General features: G+C 70.0%; 12 protein-coding genes. 4 read left to right on the forward strand and 8 right to left on the reverse strand.

All coding sequences use genetic code 11. The features are described 5' to 3' along the window. The first annotated feature begins 36 nt into the window (after window positions 1-36). Window positions 37-1,476: a GuaB1 family IMP dehydrogenase-related protein gene (locus tag AB0F88_RS14025; protein WP_362682184.1), complete on the forward strand. Its 1,440-nt coding sequence runs from the start codon at window positions 37-39 to the stop codon at window positions 1,474-1,476. A 115-nt stretch (window positions 1,477-1,591) separates the two neighbouring features. On the opposite strand, the gene AB0F88_RS14030 is transcribed toward AB0F88_RS14025, so the two are convergent. Further along, on the reverse strand, window positions 1,592-1,756 hold the full coding sequence (locus tag AB0F88_RS14030) for a hypothetical protein (RefSeq protein ID WP_362682187.1): 165 nt from the start codon (window positions 1,754-1,756) through the stop codon (window positions 1,592-1,594). Window positions 1,757-2,078: 322 nt separating this feature from the next. On the opposite strand from AB0F88_RS14030, the gene AB0F88_RS14035 reads away from it, so the two are divergent. Beyond that, the gene (locus tag AB0F88_RS14035) at window positions 2,079-3,014 is read left to right on the forward strand and encodes a general stress protein (RefSeq protein ID WP_362682190.1); all 936 of its coding nucleotides are present in this window, start codon (window positions 2,079-2,081) and stop codon (window positions 3,012-3,014) included. A 130-nt stretch (window positions 3,015-3,144) separates the two neighbouring features. On the opposite strand, the gene AB0F88_RS14040 is transcribed toward AB0F88_RS14035, so the two are convergent. The 3 genes from AB0F88_RS14040 to AB0F88_RS14050 form a co-directional block, all read right to left on the reverse strand. After that, entirely contained in the window at window positions 3,145-4,095 is a 951-nt protein-coding gene (locus AB0F88_RS14040; RefSeq protein ID WP_362682193.1) for a carbohydrate ABC transporter permease, read from the reverse strand. Between the two features lie 55 nt (window positions 4,096-4,150). Continuing rightward, window positions 4,151-5,125 (reverse strand): sugar ABC transporter permease, encoded by a 975-nt coding sequence (locus AB0F88_RS14045; RefSeq protein WP_362682196.1) that lies wholly within the window; start codon window positions 5,123-5,125, stop codon window positions 4,151-4,153. A gap of 81 nt (window positions 5,126-5,206) precedes the next feature. Next, a complete protein-coding gene (locus AB0F88_RS14050; RefSeq protein WP_362682199.1) occupies window positions 5,207-6,562 on the reverse strand; it encodes an ABC transporter substrate-binding protein in 1,356 nt (451 codons plus the stop codon). A gap of 195 nt (window positions 6,563-6,757) precedes the next feature. Between AB0F88_RS14050 and AB0F88_RS14055 the strand changes: the two genes are divergently transcribed. Both AB0F88_RS14055 and AB0F88_RS14060 read left to right on the forward strand, forming a co-directional pair. Next, window positions 6,758-8,137, forward strand: coding sequence for a GH1 family beta-glucosidase (locus tag AB0F88_RS14055; RefSeq protein WP_362682202.1), 1,380 nt, complete (start codon window positions 6,758-6,760; stop codon window positions 8,135-8,137). Continuing rightward, complete coding sequence (locus AB0F88_RS14060) at window positions 8,134-9,129, forward strand: LacI family DNA-binding transcriptional regulator (protein WP_362682205.1); 996 nt, start codon at window positions 8,134-8,136, stop codon at window positions 9,127-9,129. The genes AB0F88_RS14055 and AB0F88_RS14060 overlap by 4 nt, the downstream gene beginning before the upstream one ends. 14 nt (window positions 9,130-9,143) lie before the next feature. Here AB0F88_RS14060 and AB0F88_RS14065 read toward each other — a convergent pair whose 3' ends face one another. From AB0F88_RS14065 to AB0F88_RS14080, 4 genes are read right to left on the reverse strand one after another with little or no spacing between them, the layout of a single operon-like run. Further along, complete coding sequence (locus AB0F88_RS14065) at window positions 9,144-10,139, reverse strand: LacI family DNA-binding transcriptional regulator (RefSeq protein ID WP_362682208.1); 996 nt, start codon at window positions 10,137-10,139, stop codon at window positions 9,144-9,146. Between the two features lie 22 nt (window positions 10,140-10,161). Then, complete coding sequence (locus AB0F88_RS14070) at window positions 10,162-11,580, reverse strand: GH1 family beta-glucosidase (RefSeq protein WP_362682211.1); 1,419 nt, start codon at window positions 11,578-11,580, stop codon at window positions 10,162-10,164. After that, a complete protein-coding gene (locus AB0F88_RS14075; RefSeq protein WP_362682214.1) occupies window positions 11,577-12,434 on the reverse strand; it encodes a carbohydrate ABC transporter permease in 858 nt (285 codons plus the stop codon). Before AB0F88_RS14075 ends, AB0F88_RS14070 begins: the two co-directional genes overlap by 4 nt. Next, window positions 12,431-13,399, reverse strand: a complete 969-nt coding sequence (locus AB0F88_RS14080; RefSeq protein ID WP_362682217.1) for a sugar ABC transporter permease — start codon at window positions 13,397-13,399, stop codon at window positions 12,431-12,433. Before AB0F88_RS14080 ends, AB0F88_RS14075 begins: the two co-directional genes overlap by 4 nt. Window positions 13,400-13,551 lie beyond the last annotated feature (152 nt).

Raw genomic sequence — 13,551 nt, forward strand, 5'->3', positions numbered from 1 at the left:
TCATCTTTGGCAATTCACGGGATAAGGTGGATCAACGTGAAATTTCTCAATGAGATGGCACCGGCCTACGACCTGACCTACAGCGACGTTTTCATGGTCCCGTCGCTCTCCTCCGTCGGCTCGCGGCTCGCCGTCGACCTCTCCAGCCGGGACGGCACCGGAACCACCATCCCCGTCGTGGTCGCCAACATGACGGCGGTGGCGGGACGGCGGATGGCGGAGACCGTCGCGCGGCGGGGCGGGATCACCGTGATCCCGCAGGACATCCCGATCGACGTGGTCGCCGACGTCGTCGACTGGGTCAAGAAGCGCGACCTGGTCCACGACACCCCGCTGACGCTCACCCCGCACGACACCGTCGGCGAGGCGCTCAACCTGCTGCCCAAGCGGGCCCACGGCGCGATCATCATCGTCGACTGGGACAACCGCCCGGCCGGCGTGGTCACCGAGAGCGACTGTTCCGGCGTGGACATGTACACCCAGCTCTCCCAGGTGATGTCCGACCACCTGCTCACACTGCCCGCCGGGCTCGACCCGCGCGAGGCCTTCGACCGCCTCCACGGGGGCCGCCACCGGCTCGCCCCGGTCGTGGACGCGGAGGGCAGGCTGGTCGGCATCCTGACCAGGACGGGCGCGCTGCGCGCCACCCTGTACCGGCCCGCCGTCGACGACTCGGGCAGGCTCCGCGTCGCGGCGGCCGTCGGGGTCAACGGCGACGTGGCCGCCAAGGCCAAGGAGATCCTCGACGCCGGGGTGGACTGCCTGGTCGTGGACACCGCCCACGGCCACCAGGAGAAGATGATCAGTGCCCTGAGGGCGGTCCGGGCCCTCGGCCCCGACGTGCCCGTCGCGGCGGGCAACGTCGTCACCGCCGAGGGCGTGCGGGATCTCGTCGAGGCCGGGGCGGACATCCTGAAGGTCGGCGTCGGCCCGGGCGCCATGTGCACCACCCGGATGATGACCGGCGTGGGCCGCCCGCAGTTCTCCGCCGTGCTGGAGTGCGCCGCCGAGGCCCGCAGGCTGGGCCGCCACGTGTGGGCCGACGGCGGTGTCCGCCACCCCCGCGACGTGGCCCTGGCCCTGGCCGCGGGGGCGTCCAACGTGATGATCGGCTCGTGGTTCGCGGGCACCTACGAGTCGCCCGGCGACACCCGCACCTCCGCCGACGGGCGCAAGTACAAGGAGAACTTCGGCATGGCCTCGGCCCGCGCGGTGCGGTTGCGCACGGCCGAGGACTCCCCCTTCGACCGGGCGCGCAAGGCCTTGTTCGAGGAGGGCATCTCCACCTCCAGGATGTATCTCGATCCGGCGATGCCCAGCGTCGAGGACCAGATCGACGCCATCGTGGCCGGCCTGCGCTCCTCGTGCACCTACGCGGGCGCCTCCACCCTGGAGGAGTTCCACGAGCGGGCGGTGGTCGGCGTGCAGAGCTCGTCCGGCTACACCGAGGGCATGCCGCTCCACCAGAGCTGGTGATCAACCCGCGAGGGCGCGGTGCCGCCTCCCGTGCGGGGGCCCGGTACCGCCGCCCGCGGCCGATCCATCCGTGAGAGCGCGGCGCCGCCGTACGCGTGGCGCCCGCTCTCGCCGGTCACCTGCCGCGAGCCCGCGGCGCCTGGTCATCGGGGTCGGCGCGGGTGTCGGGTATGCGGCCCTTCAGCCACATCGGCCTGCTCCGGTAGCGGGTGAGCCTGTACACCGCCGCGAAGGCCGCGAGCACCAGAACCACCTCCACCACCACGATGAGCACGATCATTTCCGGTTCCTTCGTGACCCTGACACCGGTGCCCCGTCTCCCGCCTGCACTGGCGCCATCTTGTAGGAACCCTAACGGTAAGCCCTTACCAATGTCCAAATTGTCCGGGTTTCTTTCCCAATTTATGGGGTTGTCCTGTCGCGGTGCCCGGATCCGCCCGCGGTTCCCGGGTCCGGCTGCTCACGGTCCCCGAGGATCCGCCACCCCGTGGTTCCCGTGGTCCGCCCCCGCGGCCAGATCCCGGCGGAGGACGCGCATCCTCCTGCGGACACGGGGTAGTCGGCCCGTCGAGCCATCTCCCACCCCCGAAAGGCGAGCGGACATGAATGGAACGCCCACCGGCCTGGACACGCAGGTCGTCGTGGACCGGAGGGTCCTGGCAGGCTACGACAACTACCTCGCGGCGCAGCGAACCGTGGACGGGCTCTCCGACGCGGGCTTTCCCGTCGAGAACGTGGCGATCGTCGGCAGCGACCTGAAACTCGAGGAGACCGTCACCGGCAGGATGACCAACGGGCGGGCCGCGCTCACCGGGGCCGGGAGCGGCGCGGCCTTCGGCGCCGTGGTCGGGATGTTCCTCGGCCTGTTCACCTCGACCACGCTGTCGTTCTTCGTGCTCGTGCTCTGGGCGGCCCTGTGGGGCGCGGTGATGGGCGCCGCGTTCGGGTTCATCAACCACATGTTCACCGGCGGCAAGCGGGACTTCGCCTCGCGCAGCGCGATCGTCGCCGGCCGCTACGACGTGCTGGTCGCGGCCTCGCACATGGACCACGCGCGGGCCATCCTGGAGTCCACCCCCGGCCCGGCGGACACCGTGGTGGTCGAGGTTCCCCCGTCCGCCGGCCTGTACGACCCGGCCGCCGCGGGAACCACCACGCCGAGCAACCCCGCTCCCCCGCGGACGCTCGCCACCGACGTCCCCCCGCAGCCGACCGCCCCCGACATCTCCGGCCGCCCGGTCACCTCCGACCTTCCCCCGCAGCCGGTCACCCCCGACCTCGCCCCGCGAGCGGCCACCTCCGACCTTCCCTCGCACGCGGACGACCCGGCCGGGCCCGCCACCGCGGACGACCCGGCCCCCGTGTCGCAGGCCACCTCGCCGAGCACCGCTTCGGCCACCTCACCGGGCACCTCGCCGGACACCGGGGAGCGCCCCGTCCCCGCGCGGCCCGACACCGCCGAGCACCGGATCCCCGCTCAGCCGGTCTCTCCCGACCGCCCCGCCGCCTCGGCCGCCAAGGAGCGGCCCGGCTCCTGAGGCAACTGAGGCAACTGAGGCAACTGAGGCAACGTGCCGGAAACTCCCCGGGCACGTACGGAAAACCCGGCGGGCGCCCCGGAGAGGGTGCCCGCCGGGTCGCGGCGGAGGAACGGCGGGGTGCCGCGGATCAGCCCTTGACGCTGCCCGCCAGCAGGCCGCGGACGAAGTAGCGCTGCATCGACAGGAAGACGATCAGCGGGATGATCAGCGAGACGAACGCCCCGGAGGTCAGGCGTTGCCACTCGTTGCCCTTGGTGCCGGCCATCTGTGCCAGCCGTACCGTCATCGGGGCGCTCTCCGGGGTGCCCCCGGCGAAGATCAGGGCCACCAGCAGGTCGTTCCAGACCCAGAGGAACTGGAAGATCGCGAAGGTGGCGAGCGCGGGCCCGACCAGCGGGAGGACGATCGTCCGCAGGACCCTCCCGTGACTGGCCCCGTCGACCCTCGCCGCCTCCATCAGCTCGCCGGGAAGCTCGGACATGAAGTTGTGCAGCAGGAAGACGCCCAGCGGCAGCGCGAAGCAGGTGTGCGCGAACCAGACCTGAACGAACCGGGCCGGTCCCTCCAGGTCCCAGGCGGGCATCAGCTGCAGGCCGAAGACGGACACGCCCTCGGAGAAGAACGACAGCAGCGGGACGAGCGCCATCTGCAGCGGCACGATCTGCAGCGCGAAGATGCCGATGTAGATCCACTCTCGCCCGCGGAACGGCAGCCAGGCCAGCGCGTACGCGGCGAAGGTGGCCAGGGCCAGCGGGAAGAGCACCGACGGGATCGTGATGACGATCGAGTTGATCAGGAAGCTCATCATCTGGCCGGAGGACGAGGAGGTGCCGAACAGGACCTCCTGGTAGTTCTCCAGCGTGATCTGCGGGCTGGAGAAGAACGTCCACCAGCCGCTGGACTTGATCTGGTCCTCCGGGCGCAGCGAGGACAGCAGCAGGCCGAAGGTCGGGGTGGTCCACAGGACGGCGATGACGATCGCGACGACACTGGCGACCCGGCCGCTCAGCCTCCGCCGTACGCGCTGCGGCGCGGTCGTCGTCTCGGGCCGCACCACGGTCTGGGTCAACGTGGCCATGTGGACTCCTTCGCCCGCCGCGTGCTCGCGGCGCCGTGCAGGCTTGCTCGCCCGGTCACCTGACGGCCTCTCTGCGCTGGCGGATCTGGTAGATCACGATCGGGGTCACCAGGACGAACAGGAAGACCGCGAGGGCCGCGCCCTTGCCCGTCTCGCCGTACCGGAACGCCTGGTTGTACATCTCGTTGGCGATGACGCTGGTGTCGAACTGGCCGCCGGTCATGGTGCGGACGATGTCGAACAGCTTGAGCGTGCCGATCGACTGCGTGACCAGCACCACGATCACGGCCGAGCGGATGGACGGCAGCGTCACCCGGAAGAACATCTGCAGCGGGGTCGCCCCGTCCAGCTTGGCGGCCTCGACGATCTCGGCGGGGATTCCCTTGATCGCGGCGGAGAGCACCACGGTGGCGAACCCCGCCTGGATCCAGACCATGACCACGATCAGGAACAGCGTGTTGAGCGGCGCCTCCTGGAGCCACTGCTGCGGCTCGCCGCCGAAGGCGACCGTGATCTGGTTGAGCAGGCCGATCTGGTCCTGCTCCTCGGAGCGGTAGGCGTAGACGAAGCGCCAGATGATGCCCGCGCCGACGAAGGAGATCGCCATCGGCAGGAAGACCAGCGACTTGGCGAGCGACTCGAAGCGGGTGCGGTCGACCAGGACGGCGTAGACCAGACCGATCGCGGTCACCAGCAGCGGGACGAGCAGCACCCAGACGAGGGTGTTGCGCAGGACGGTCACCGCCTCGGGCTGGGTGAACATCCAGGCGTAGTTGTCCAGGCCGACCCACAGCTTGCCGTCACCGCTCATGAACGACAGCAGGGTGGTCCGCACGGCCGGTACGACCAGGCCGATGGCGAGGAGCAGGAGGGCGGGCAGAAGAAGGATCGTGGCGTGGGGCCACGCGCGCCGCCGCATCGGAGCACGGTCGACCAGCACCAGGATCACCGCGACCACCACGAGGAAGGCGGCGACGCCGATCAGCAGCTGGACGATTTTGGGCAGTTCGGCGGCGAAGTCGAAGTCCATCGGAGGATCTCCCGGAAGGATCGGGCCGGGCGGGCGACGGTCCGGTCCCGCGTCACGCGGGACCGGACCCACCGGGATAGGTCAGGACTTGGGCCAGGAGGCTTCGATGTAGTCGAGGACCGTCTTGGTGTCCTTGCCGTTGATCCAGTCGGTCATGCCCTTCCAGAACGTGCCCGCGCCGACCGCGGCCGGCATCAGGTCCGAGCCGTCGAAGCGGAAGACCGTGCTCGGGTCCTGGAGCATCTCCATGGAGAGCTTGTCGATCGCGTTCTGGGCGTTGGCCGGGTCGACGCCCTTGCGCGCGGTGACGTAGGTCGCCAGCTTCATGCGGGTGGTGGGGAACTCCGCGCCGGCGAGGTAGGCCTGGACGGCCTTGACCTCGGGACGGTCGGTGAAGGCCGCCACGAACTCGCCCGCGCCGAGCACCGGCTTCTTGGCCGGGTCGTTGCCCGGCAGGTAGAAGGCGAACACGTCGCCGTCCTCGGCGACCTTGGTGCCCTCGGGCCAGAAGTTGGCGTAGAAGGACGCCTGGCGGTGCAGGGCGCACTTGCCCTCGGTGATCGGGACGCCGCCCTCCTGGAAGGCGGTGCTGGCGATCGACTTGACCGGGCCGTAGCCGCCGTTGACGAACTTCTCGTTCTTGAGGATCGCGCCGACCTTGTCGACCGCCGCGGTGACCTTGGGGTCGTTGAACGGGGTCTTGTGGCTCACCCAGTCGTCGTAACCCTCGGGACCGGCCTCCCTGAGCATGAGGTCCTCGATCCAGTCGGTGGCCGGCCAGCCGGTCGCGTCACCTGACTCGATGCCCGCGCACCACGGTTTGACGCCGGTGCCGGCGATCGTGTTGGTGAGCGTCATGAGCTCGTCCCAGGTCTTGGGGACGGCCCAGCCCTTCTCGGTGAACATCTTCGGCGAGTACCAGACGAAGGACTTCACGCTGGCGCCCAGCGGGGCGCCGTAGAAGACGCCGTCGACGGTGGAGTACTTGGCCCAGTCCTCCGACCAGCCCTCGGCGGTGAGCTTCTTGACCTCCTCGGAGGCGGGCTTGAGCTTTCCTGCCTTGGCGAAGCGCTCCAGGAGGCCCGGCTGGGGGAAGAAGGCGATGTCGGGGGGGTTGCCACCGTCGGCGCGGACCTGGATCTGGGCCTCGAACTCGCCGGTGCCCTCATAAGTGATCTTCATTCCGACGCAGTCGGCGAACGGCTTCCACGCCTGCTCGAAGAGGTCGGCCTCCGTGTCACGGATCGGCGAGTAGATGCTGACGGTCTTGCCCTCGTGTTTGCCGTACTGGCTGAAGGCAGCGCATTCGGGAGCGGCGCTGGCGCCGCCACCCGCGGATGGCGCGGGGTCCGAGGATCCACAGGCGGTGACGACCAACGCCAGCCCTATGGTGCCCGCCGCAAGAGCGGTGCGCCGAGGCCGAGAGAGGAGCGACATGGAACCTTCCTCCATATACACAATTGCCGGGGAGTGTGAGAGCGCTCTCTGGAAGAATTGTCTGCCCACCACGCGATGTCAAGAACTGTGATATTACGGTTACAGTTTCAATTTTCTTGACACGATCGGTGCGATACCGTGATGCTCCAGAGAGCGCTCTCACGTGACAGCCGAACAGAATGGGGCGGTGAGGACATGACCATGTCCGCCGAAAAGTCCTACGACCTTCAGGACTCCGGCGTGCTGAGGTTTCCCGAGGGTTTCGTCTGGGGCGCCGCCACCGCGGCCTACCAGATCGAGGGCGCCGCCCGGGACGACGGCAGGGGCCCCTCCATCTGGGACACCTTCTCCCGGACCCCCGGCAAGGTCCACGCGGGCCACACGGGTGACGTCGCATGCGACCACTACCACCGCTATCCCGAGGACGTCGCGATCATGCGCGACCTCGGCCTGCACTCCTACCGCTTCTCCATCTCCTGGCCCCGCGTGCAGCCCGACGGATCCGGCCCGGCCAACCCGCGCGGCCTGGACTTCTACGACCGCCTCGTCGACGAGCTCCTCGGCAACGGCATCACCCCCATCGTGACGCTCTACCACTGGGACCTGCCGCAGACCCTGGAGGACCGCGGCGGCTGGACCAACCGGGAGACCGCGGCGCACTTCGCCGACTACGCCGCGATCGCGCACGGCAGGCTGGGCGACCGGGTCGAGACGTGGACCACCCTGAACGAACCCTGGTGCTCGGCCTTCCTCGGCTACGCGTCGGGCATTCACGCCCCCGGTCTCGCCGAGCCCGCGCTGGGCTTCGCCGCCGCCCACCACCTGCTGCTCGGCCACGGCCTGGCCGTCCAGGCGCTGCGCGCCTCCGGCGCCGCCACGGTGGGCATCACGCTCAACCTCTCCCCGGTGATCGGTGACGACACCCCGGCCGCCGAGCTCGTCGACGGCCTGCAGAACCGGATCTTCCTGGACCCGGTGCTGCGCGGGGAGTATCCCGCCGACGTCGTCGAGCGGGCCCGCCGCTTCACCGACTGGTCCTTCGTCCACGACGGGGACCTGGAGATCATCAGCGAGCCGATCGACCTGCTGGGCGTGAACTACTACCACCCGCAGACCGTGACCGCCCGCACCGGCGAGCCCGCCAACCCGGTCTACCCGGGCAGCGAGGGCATCGCCTTCGGCGGAGCCGACGCGCCGCGGACCGCGATGGGATGGCCGGTCCAGCCGTTCGGCCTGACCGACCTGCTCCTGCGGCTGTCGCGCGACTATCCGGGCACCCCACTGATCATCACCGAGAACGGCGCCGCCTTCGACGACGTCGTCGAGGACGGCGAGGTGCACGACGCCGGCCGTCTCTCCTACCTCGACGGGCACCTGCGCGCGGCGCACGCGGCCATCGAGGGCGGCGCCGACCTGCGCGGTTACCTCGTCTGGTCACTCCTGGACAACTTCGAGTGGGCCGAAGGGTACCGCAAGCGGTTCGGCGTCGTACACGTCGACTACGCGACGCAACGACGCACCCCCAAGGACAGCGCCCTGTGGTACAGCGAGGTCGTACGCCGGAACGGGCTGTGAGGGCCCGTCCAACCCTGGAGAAGGTGGCCGCCCGGGCCGGCGTGTCCCGGGCGACCGCCTCGCGCGTGGTCAACGGCTCCACGCGCGTGGCACCGCAGATCCGCGACGCGGTCAACCGCGCCGTGGAGGAGCTGGGCTACGTGCCCAACCAGGCGGCGCGGAGTCTGGTCACCCAGCGGGCCGACTCCATAGCACTCGTCTTCCCCGAGCCGGCGACCCGCGTCTTCTCCGACGACCCCACCTTCGCCGGGATCATCCGCGGGGTCAGCATGGAGATCGAGGAGGCCGACAAGCAGCTCGTGCTGATGCTCACCGGCATGGCGGGCGGCTACCAGCGGGTCGAGCGCTACGCCACCAACGGTCACGTGGACGGCGTGGTCATCGCGTCCATGCACGGCACCGACCCGCTGCCGGGCATCCTCGCCAGGCGCGGGGTGCCGGTGGTGTGCAGCGGCCGGCCGACCGTGCCCAGCAGCCTGCCGTACGTGGACATGGACAACGCCGGAGGCGCCGAGCGCGCGGTGCGGCACCTGATGGAGCGGGGCAGGCGGCGCATCGCCACCATCGCGGGACCACAGGACATGATCGCCGGGATCGACCGGCTCAACGGCTACCGCGCCGTGCTGCGCGACTCCGACCGCCGCTCCATCGTGGCGGTCGGCGACTTCACCCGGGAGTCGGGGTCGTCGGCGATGCGGCAGCTGCTGGCCGACGACCCGGAGATCGACGCGGTGTTCGTGGCCAACGACATGATGGCGCTGGGCGCGCTGCCGGCCCTGCGCCAGGCGGGCCGGCGGGTTCCCGACGACGTCGCGGTGGTCGGCTTCGACGACATCCCGGCCGCGTCCTACACCGAGCCCCCGCTGAGCACCGTCAGGCAGCCGACCGTCGAGATGGGACGCAGGCTCGCCCGCATGGTCCTCGACCTGGAGGAGAAGGCACAGGTGATGCTCCCCACCGAGCTGGTCGTCCGGGGATCCACCGGGTCCTGAGCGCCGGCCGGGAGTTACGAGGAGGCCCGGACCACCAGCTCGGTGGACACGATCATGGGCTCGGCGGGGCCGCCGTCGAAGAGGGAGAGCAGCAGGCGGACCATCGCCGCGGCCTGCTCGGCGTGCGGTGTGTGGATGGTCGTCAGCGGCGGGTCGGTGTAGCGGGCGGCCTCTATGTCGTCGTAGCCCACGATGGCGACCTCCTCGGGGATCCGCCGGCCCGCCTGGCGGAGCGCGTGCATCGCGCCGATCGCCATCAGGTCGTTCGCGGCGAAGACCGCGTCGATCTCCGGGTCGTCGGCCAGCAGCTGCCGCATCGCGACCGCCCCGGACTCCCGGGTGAAGTCGCCGACCGCGATGATCGAGCGGCGGTCGGAGTCGCGGAGCACCTCGCGGTATCCGGCCAGCCGGTCCTGCCCGCCGATCATGTCCAGCGGCCCGGCGATGGTGGCGATGCGCCGCCTGCCCCGCTCCAGCAGGTGCCGCACGGCCGCGGCGGCTCCCTCGACGTTGTCGTTGTCGACGTACGGCATCGCGACCGGCACGGCGGGCCTGCCGTAGGAGACGACCGGGACCCGCAGCCGGGTGAGCGCGACCGGCAGCGGGTCGGCGCCGTGGCTGGAGACCAGCATGACGCCGTCGACGTGGCCGCCGGCGATGTAGTGCTCCACCCGGGCGTGGCTCTCCGGCGACCCGGCCAGCAGCAGCACGACCTGCTTGTTGACGGCCTCCAGCTCCAGGCTGGCCGAGCGGATGACGGTGGAGAACATCGGGTCGTCGGAGAACACCCGGTTCGGCGACTCCGAGACGACCAGCGCGACCGAGTTGGTCGTCTGGGTCACCAGGTTCCTCGCCGCCCCGTTGGGGACGTAGCCGAGCTCGTTCACCGCGCGCATGACCAGGTCCCGGATGTCGGCGGTGACCGTGGTCTGGCCGTTCACCACCCGGGAGACGGTCGACCGGGAGACCCCGGCACGGGCGGCGACCGCCTCCAGGGTGGGTCGTCTCATCGTGTTCTTCCCCTACGGTCGGTTACAGTCCGTTACGCGTGATGACATCGCGGTACCACAACGCGCTGTCCTTGAGCAGACGCCGCTGGGTGGCGAAGTCGACGTGCACGATTCCGAACCTACGCCGGTACCCTTCGGCCCACTCGAAATTATCCAGCAGAGACCAGACCAGGTAACCCCGCACGTCCGCCCCGTCGGCGATCGCGGCGTGCACGGCGCGCAGGTGGCCGTCCAGATACTCGGTCCTGCGAACGTCGTGGACGTGGCCGTCCTCCACGACGTCGTCGAAGGCCGCGCCGTTCTCGGTGATGATCAGGCCGACCTCCGGGTAGTCGTCGGAGAGCCGCACCAGCAGGCGGGAGAGCCCGTTCGGCACGATCGGCCAGCCCATCGCGGTGGCGGGCACGCCGTCCGCGGGGCAGAACCGGATGTCCTCGCTGCCCGGCCACGCCGCGTCGGCCGCCTGGCCGGGCCCCGCCTCCACCACGCACGGGTTGTAGTAGTTGATGCCCACCAGGTCGATCGGCTGGTTGATGGTCGCCAGGTCGCCGTCCCAGATGTGGCCGAGGCCGCCGTTGCGCCCGACGATGTCGAGGAACCCCTCGGGATGCTCCCCGCGCAGCACCGGGTCGAGGAACTGCCTGACCAGCAGGGTGTCGATCCGGCCGACCGCCTCCGCGTCCGCCTCGGAGACCTCGGCCCCCGGATCGTCCACCTGAGCGGGAGTGATCACCGGTGACAGGTTCAGGACCAGCGAGATCTCCTGCGCGCCGCCCTCGCGGAGTGCCCGCGCCGCCATCCCGTGCCCCAGCAACAGGTGGTGGGCGGCGCGGAGGGCCGCCGCGGCGTCGGTCCTGCCCGGCGCGTGCACCCCGTTGCCGTAGCCGAGGAAGGCGGCCACCCACGGCTCGTTGAGCGTCGCCCAGTTGCGGACCCGGTCTCCCAGCCGCGCGTGCACGACCGCCGCGTACTCCTCGAAGCGGTGGGCGGTGTCGCGCTCGGGCCAGCCGCCCGCGTCCTCCAGCGCCTGCGGGAGGTCCCAGTGGTAGAGGGTGGCGTACGGCGTGATGCCCGCCTCCAGCAGCCTGTCCACCAGGCGGCTGTAGAAGTCGAGGCCGCGCGTGTTGACGGGCCCCTTGCCGTACGGCTGGACCCTGGGCCAGGCCACCGAGAACCGGTAGGCGGCCAGGTTCAGCTCGGTCATCAGCCGGATGTCGTCGGCGTGGCGGAAGTAGTGGTCGCACGCCACGTCGCCGGTGTCACCCCCGACGACCTTGCCCGGGGTGCGAGAGAAGGTGTCCCAGATCGAGGGCTCGCGGCCGTCCTCCTTCACGGCTCCCTCGATCTGGTAGGACGCGGTGGCCGCGCCCCAGACGAAACCGGTGGGGAAGTCCGCACGCCCTTCCGTAAGGGTGGCCCCCCGAGTGCCGACGACGGTCATCCCTTCACCGCTCCCTGCATGATTCCTCCGATGATCTGTTTGCCGAGTAGCGCGAACACGATGACCAGTGGCAGCGTGCCGAGCGTGGTGCCCGCCAGGCCGAGCACGTAGTCGTTGACGTATCCGCTGGCCAGTGTGGACAGGGCGACCTGGACCGTCGGATCCTCCGGGGTCAGGACGACCAGCGGCCAGAAGTAGTCGTTCCAGACCGACATGAAGGTGAGCATGCCGAGCACGGCCGCCGCCGGGCGGGCGGCCGGGAGCACGACGTGCCAGAACAGGCCCCAGGTGCTGCAGCCGTCGACCCGCCCCGCCTCCAGCAGCTCGGTCGGCAGCGCCCGGGAGAGGTACTGGGTCATGAAGAACACGCCGAACGCGTTGACGAGCGCGGGCACGATCAGCGCGTACATGGTGCCGGTCCACTCCAGCTTCACCATCAGCATGTACAGCGGGATGATGCCGAGCTGGGTCGGCACCATCATCGTCGCCACGGTGAGCAGAAGCAGGGCGTTGCGGCCGCGGAAGCGCAGCTTGGCGAAGGCGAATCCGGCCAGCGTGGAGAAGAACATCACCGCGATCGCGACGGAGCCGGAGACGATGACGGAGTTGAGCATCGCCAGGGCGAAGGGGACCGTGTCGAAGACGCGCGCGACGTTGGCGAAGAAGTTGCCGCCGGGGATCAGCGGCGGCGGGACGTCGGCCAGGGCCGCGTTGTCGCGGGAGGCCACCACGATGCTGTAGTAGAGCGGCAGCATGGAGAAGAACGCCACCGCGGTCAGCGTGAGATAGGTGAGCCTGCGGGCCGTGCCGCCGGAGCGGCGGCGGACCGCGGAGACGGCGGTGTGGGCGCTCACGACAGCCCTCCCTTCCCGCGACGGGTGAGCAGGTAGTTGATGCCGGCGATCACCACGATGAAGACGAACATCATCCAGGAGATGGCCGAGGCGTAGCCGAAGTCGAGCTTGGTGAAGTTCTCGTAGATGAACAGCGCGAGCGTCTGGTACTGCCGGTCCACCCCGCCGGTGATGATGTAGGAGCTGAACAGCAGCGGCTCGGCGAGGATCTGCATGGCGCCGATCGTCGAGGTGATGACGACGAAGACGATCGTGGGTTTGATCATCGGGATGGTGATCTTGCGGAGCTGGGTCATCCCGCTCGCGCCGTCGATGGTGGCCGCCTCGTACAGCTCGCGCGGCACGGCCTGCATGGCCGCCAGGAAGATCAGGGCGTTGTAGCCCGTCCACCGCCACATGATCATGGTGGAGATGGCGAAGTGGGAGCTCAGCACTCCCTCGTTCCAGGCGACACCGTCGACGCCGACCAGCGAGAACACCCAGTTGATCATGCCGAAGTCCCGGCCGAACAGCTGGCTGAAGATGACCACCACCGCGACCACGCTGGTCACGTTGGGCAGCAGCAGCGTGATGCGGAAGAAGGTCTGCGCCCGCAGCGGCCGGTTGAGCAGGTGGGCCAGCCAGATGGCGAGCAGCAGCTGCGGCGCGGTGGACAGCACCCCGATGGACAGGGTGTTGAAGGTGGCGTTCCAGAAGTAGTCGTCGGCGAGCAGCGTCCTGAAGTTGTCCAGACCGACGAAGGGGTGCTCGTCCCGCAGCAGCGTCCACTCGTGCAGGCTCACCCAGGCGGTGTAGGCCAGGGGGAACAGCCCGAAGGCGGAGAACAGCAGGAAGAACGGGGCCACGTAGGCGTACGGCGAGCCCTTGACGTCGAGTTGGTGAACCAGGTGGCGGCGGAGGCGGCGAGGTCGCACCGGCCTGTTCGGTGGGACCGCCGCCAGGCGATCGGGCGCGCGGGTGGCCATGGCAGCTCCTTTCGGCGATTCGTTGGACGGCGGGGGCGTGCGGCCCGTCGCGGCGGGAGCCACGCGGCTCACCGGCGCGGGATGCGCGCCCCCCGCGGGGACAGGGGCACAAGCAGGTGGCCGACCGGTGCGAGACCAGCCGGCCGGGGGCG

Source organism: Streptosporangium sp. NPDC023963, assembly GCF_040639135.1.
Taxonomy (GTDB): domain Bacteria; phylum Actinomycetota; class Actinomycetes; order Streptosporangiales; family Streptosporangiaceae; genus Streptosporangium.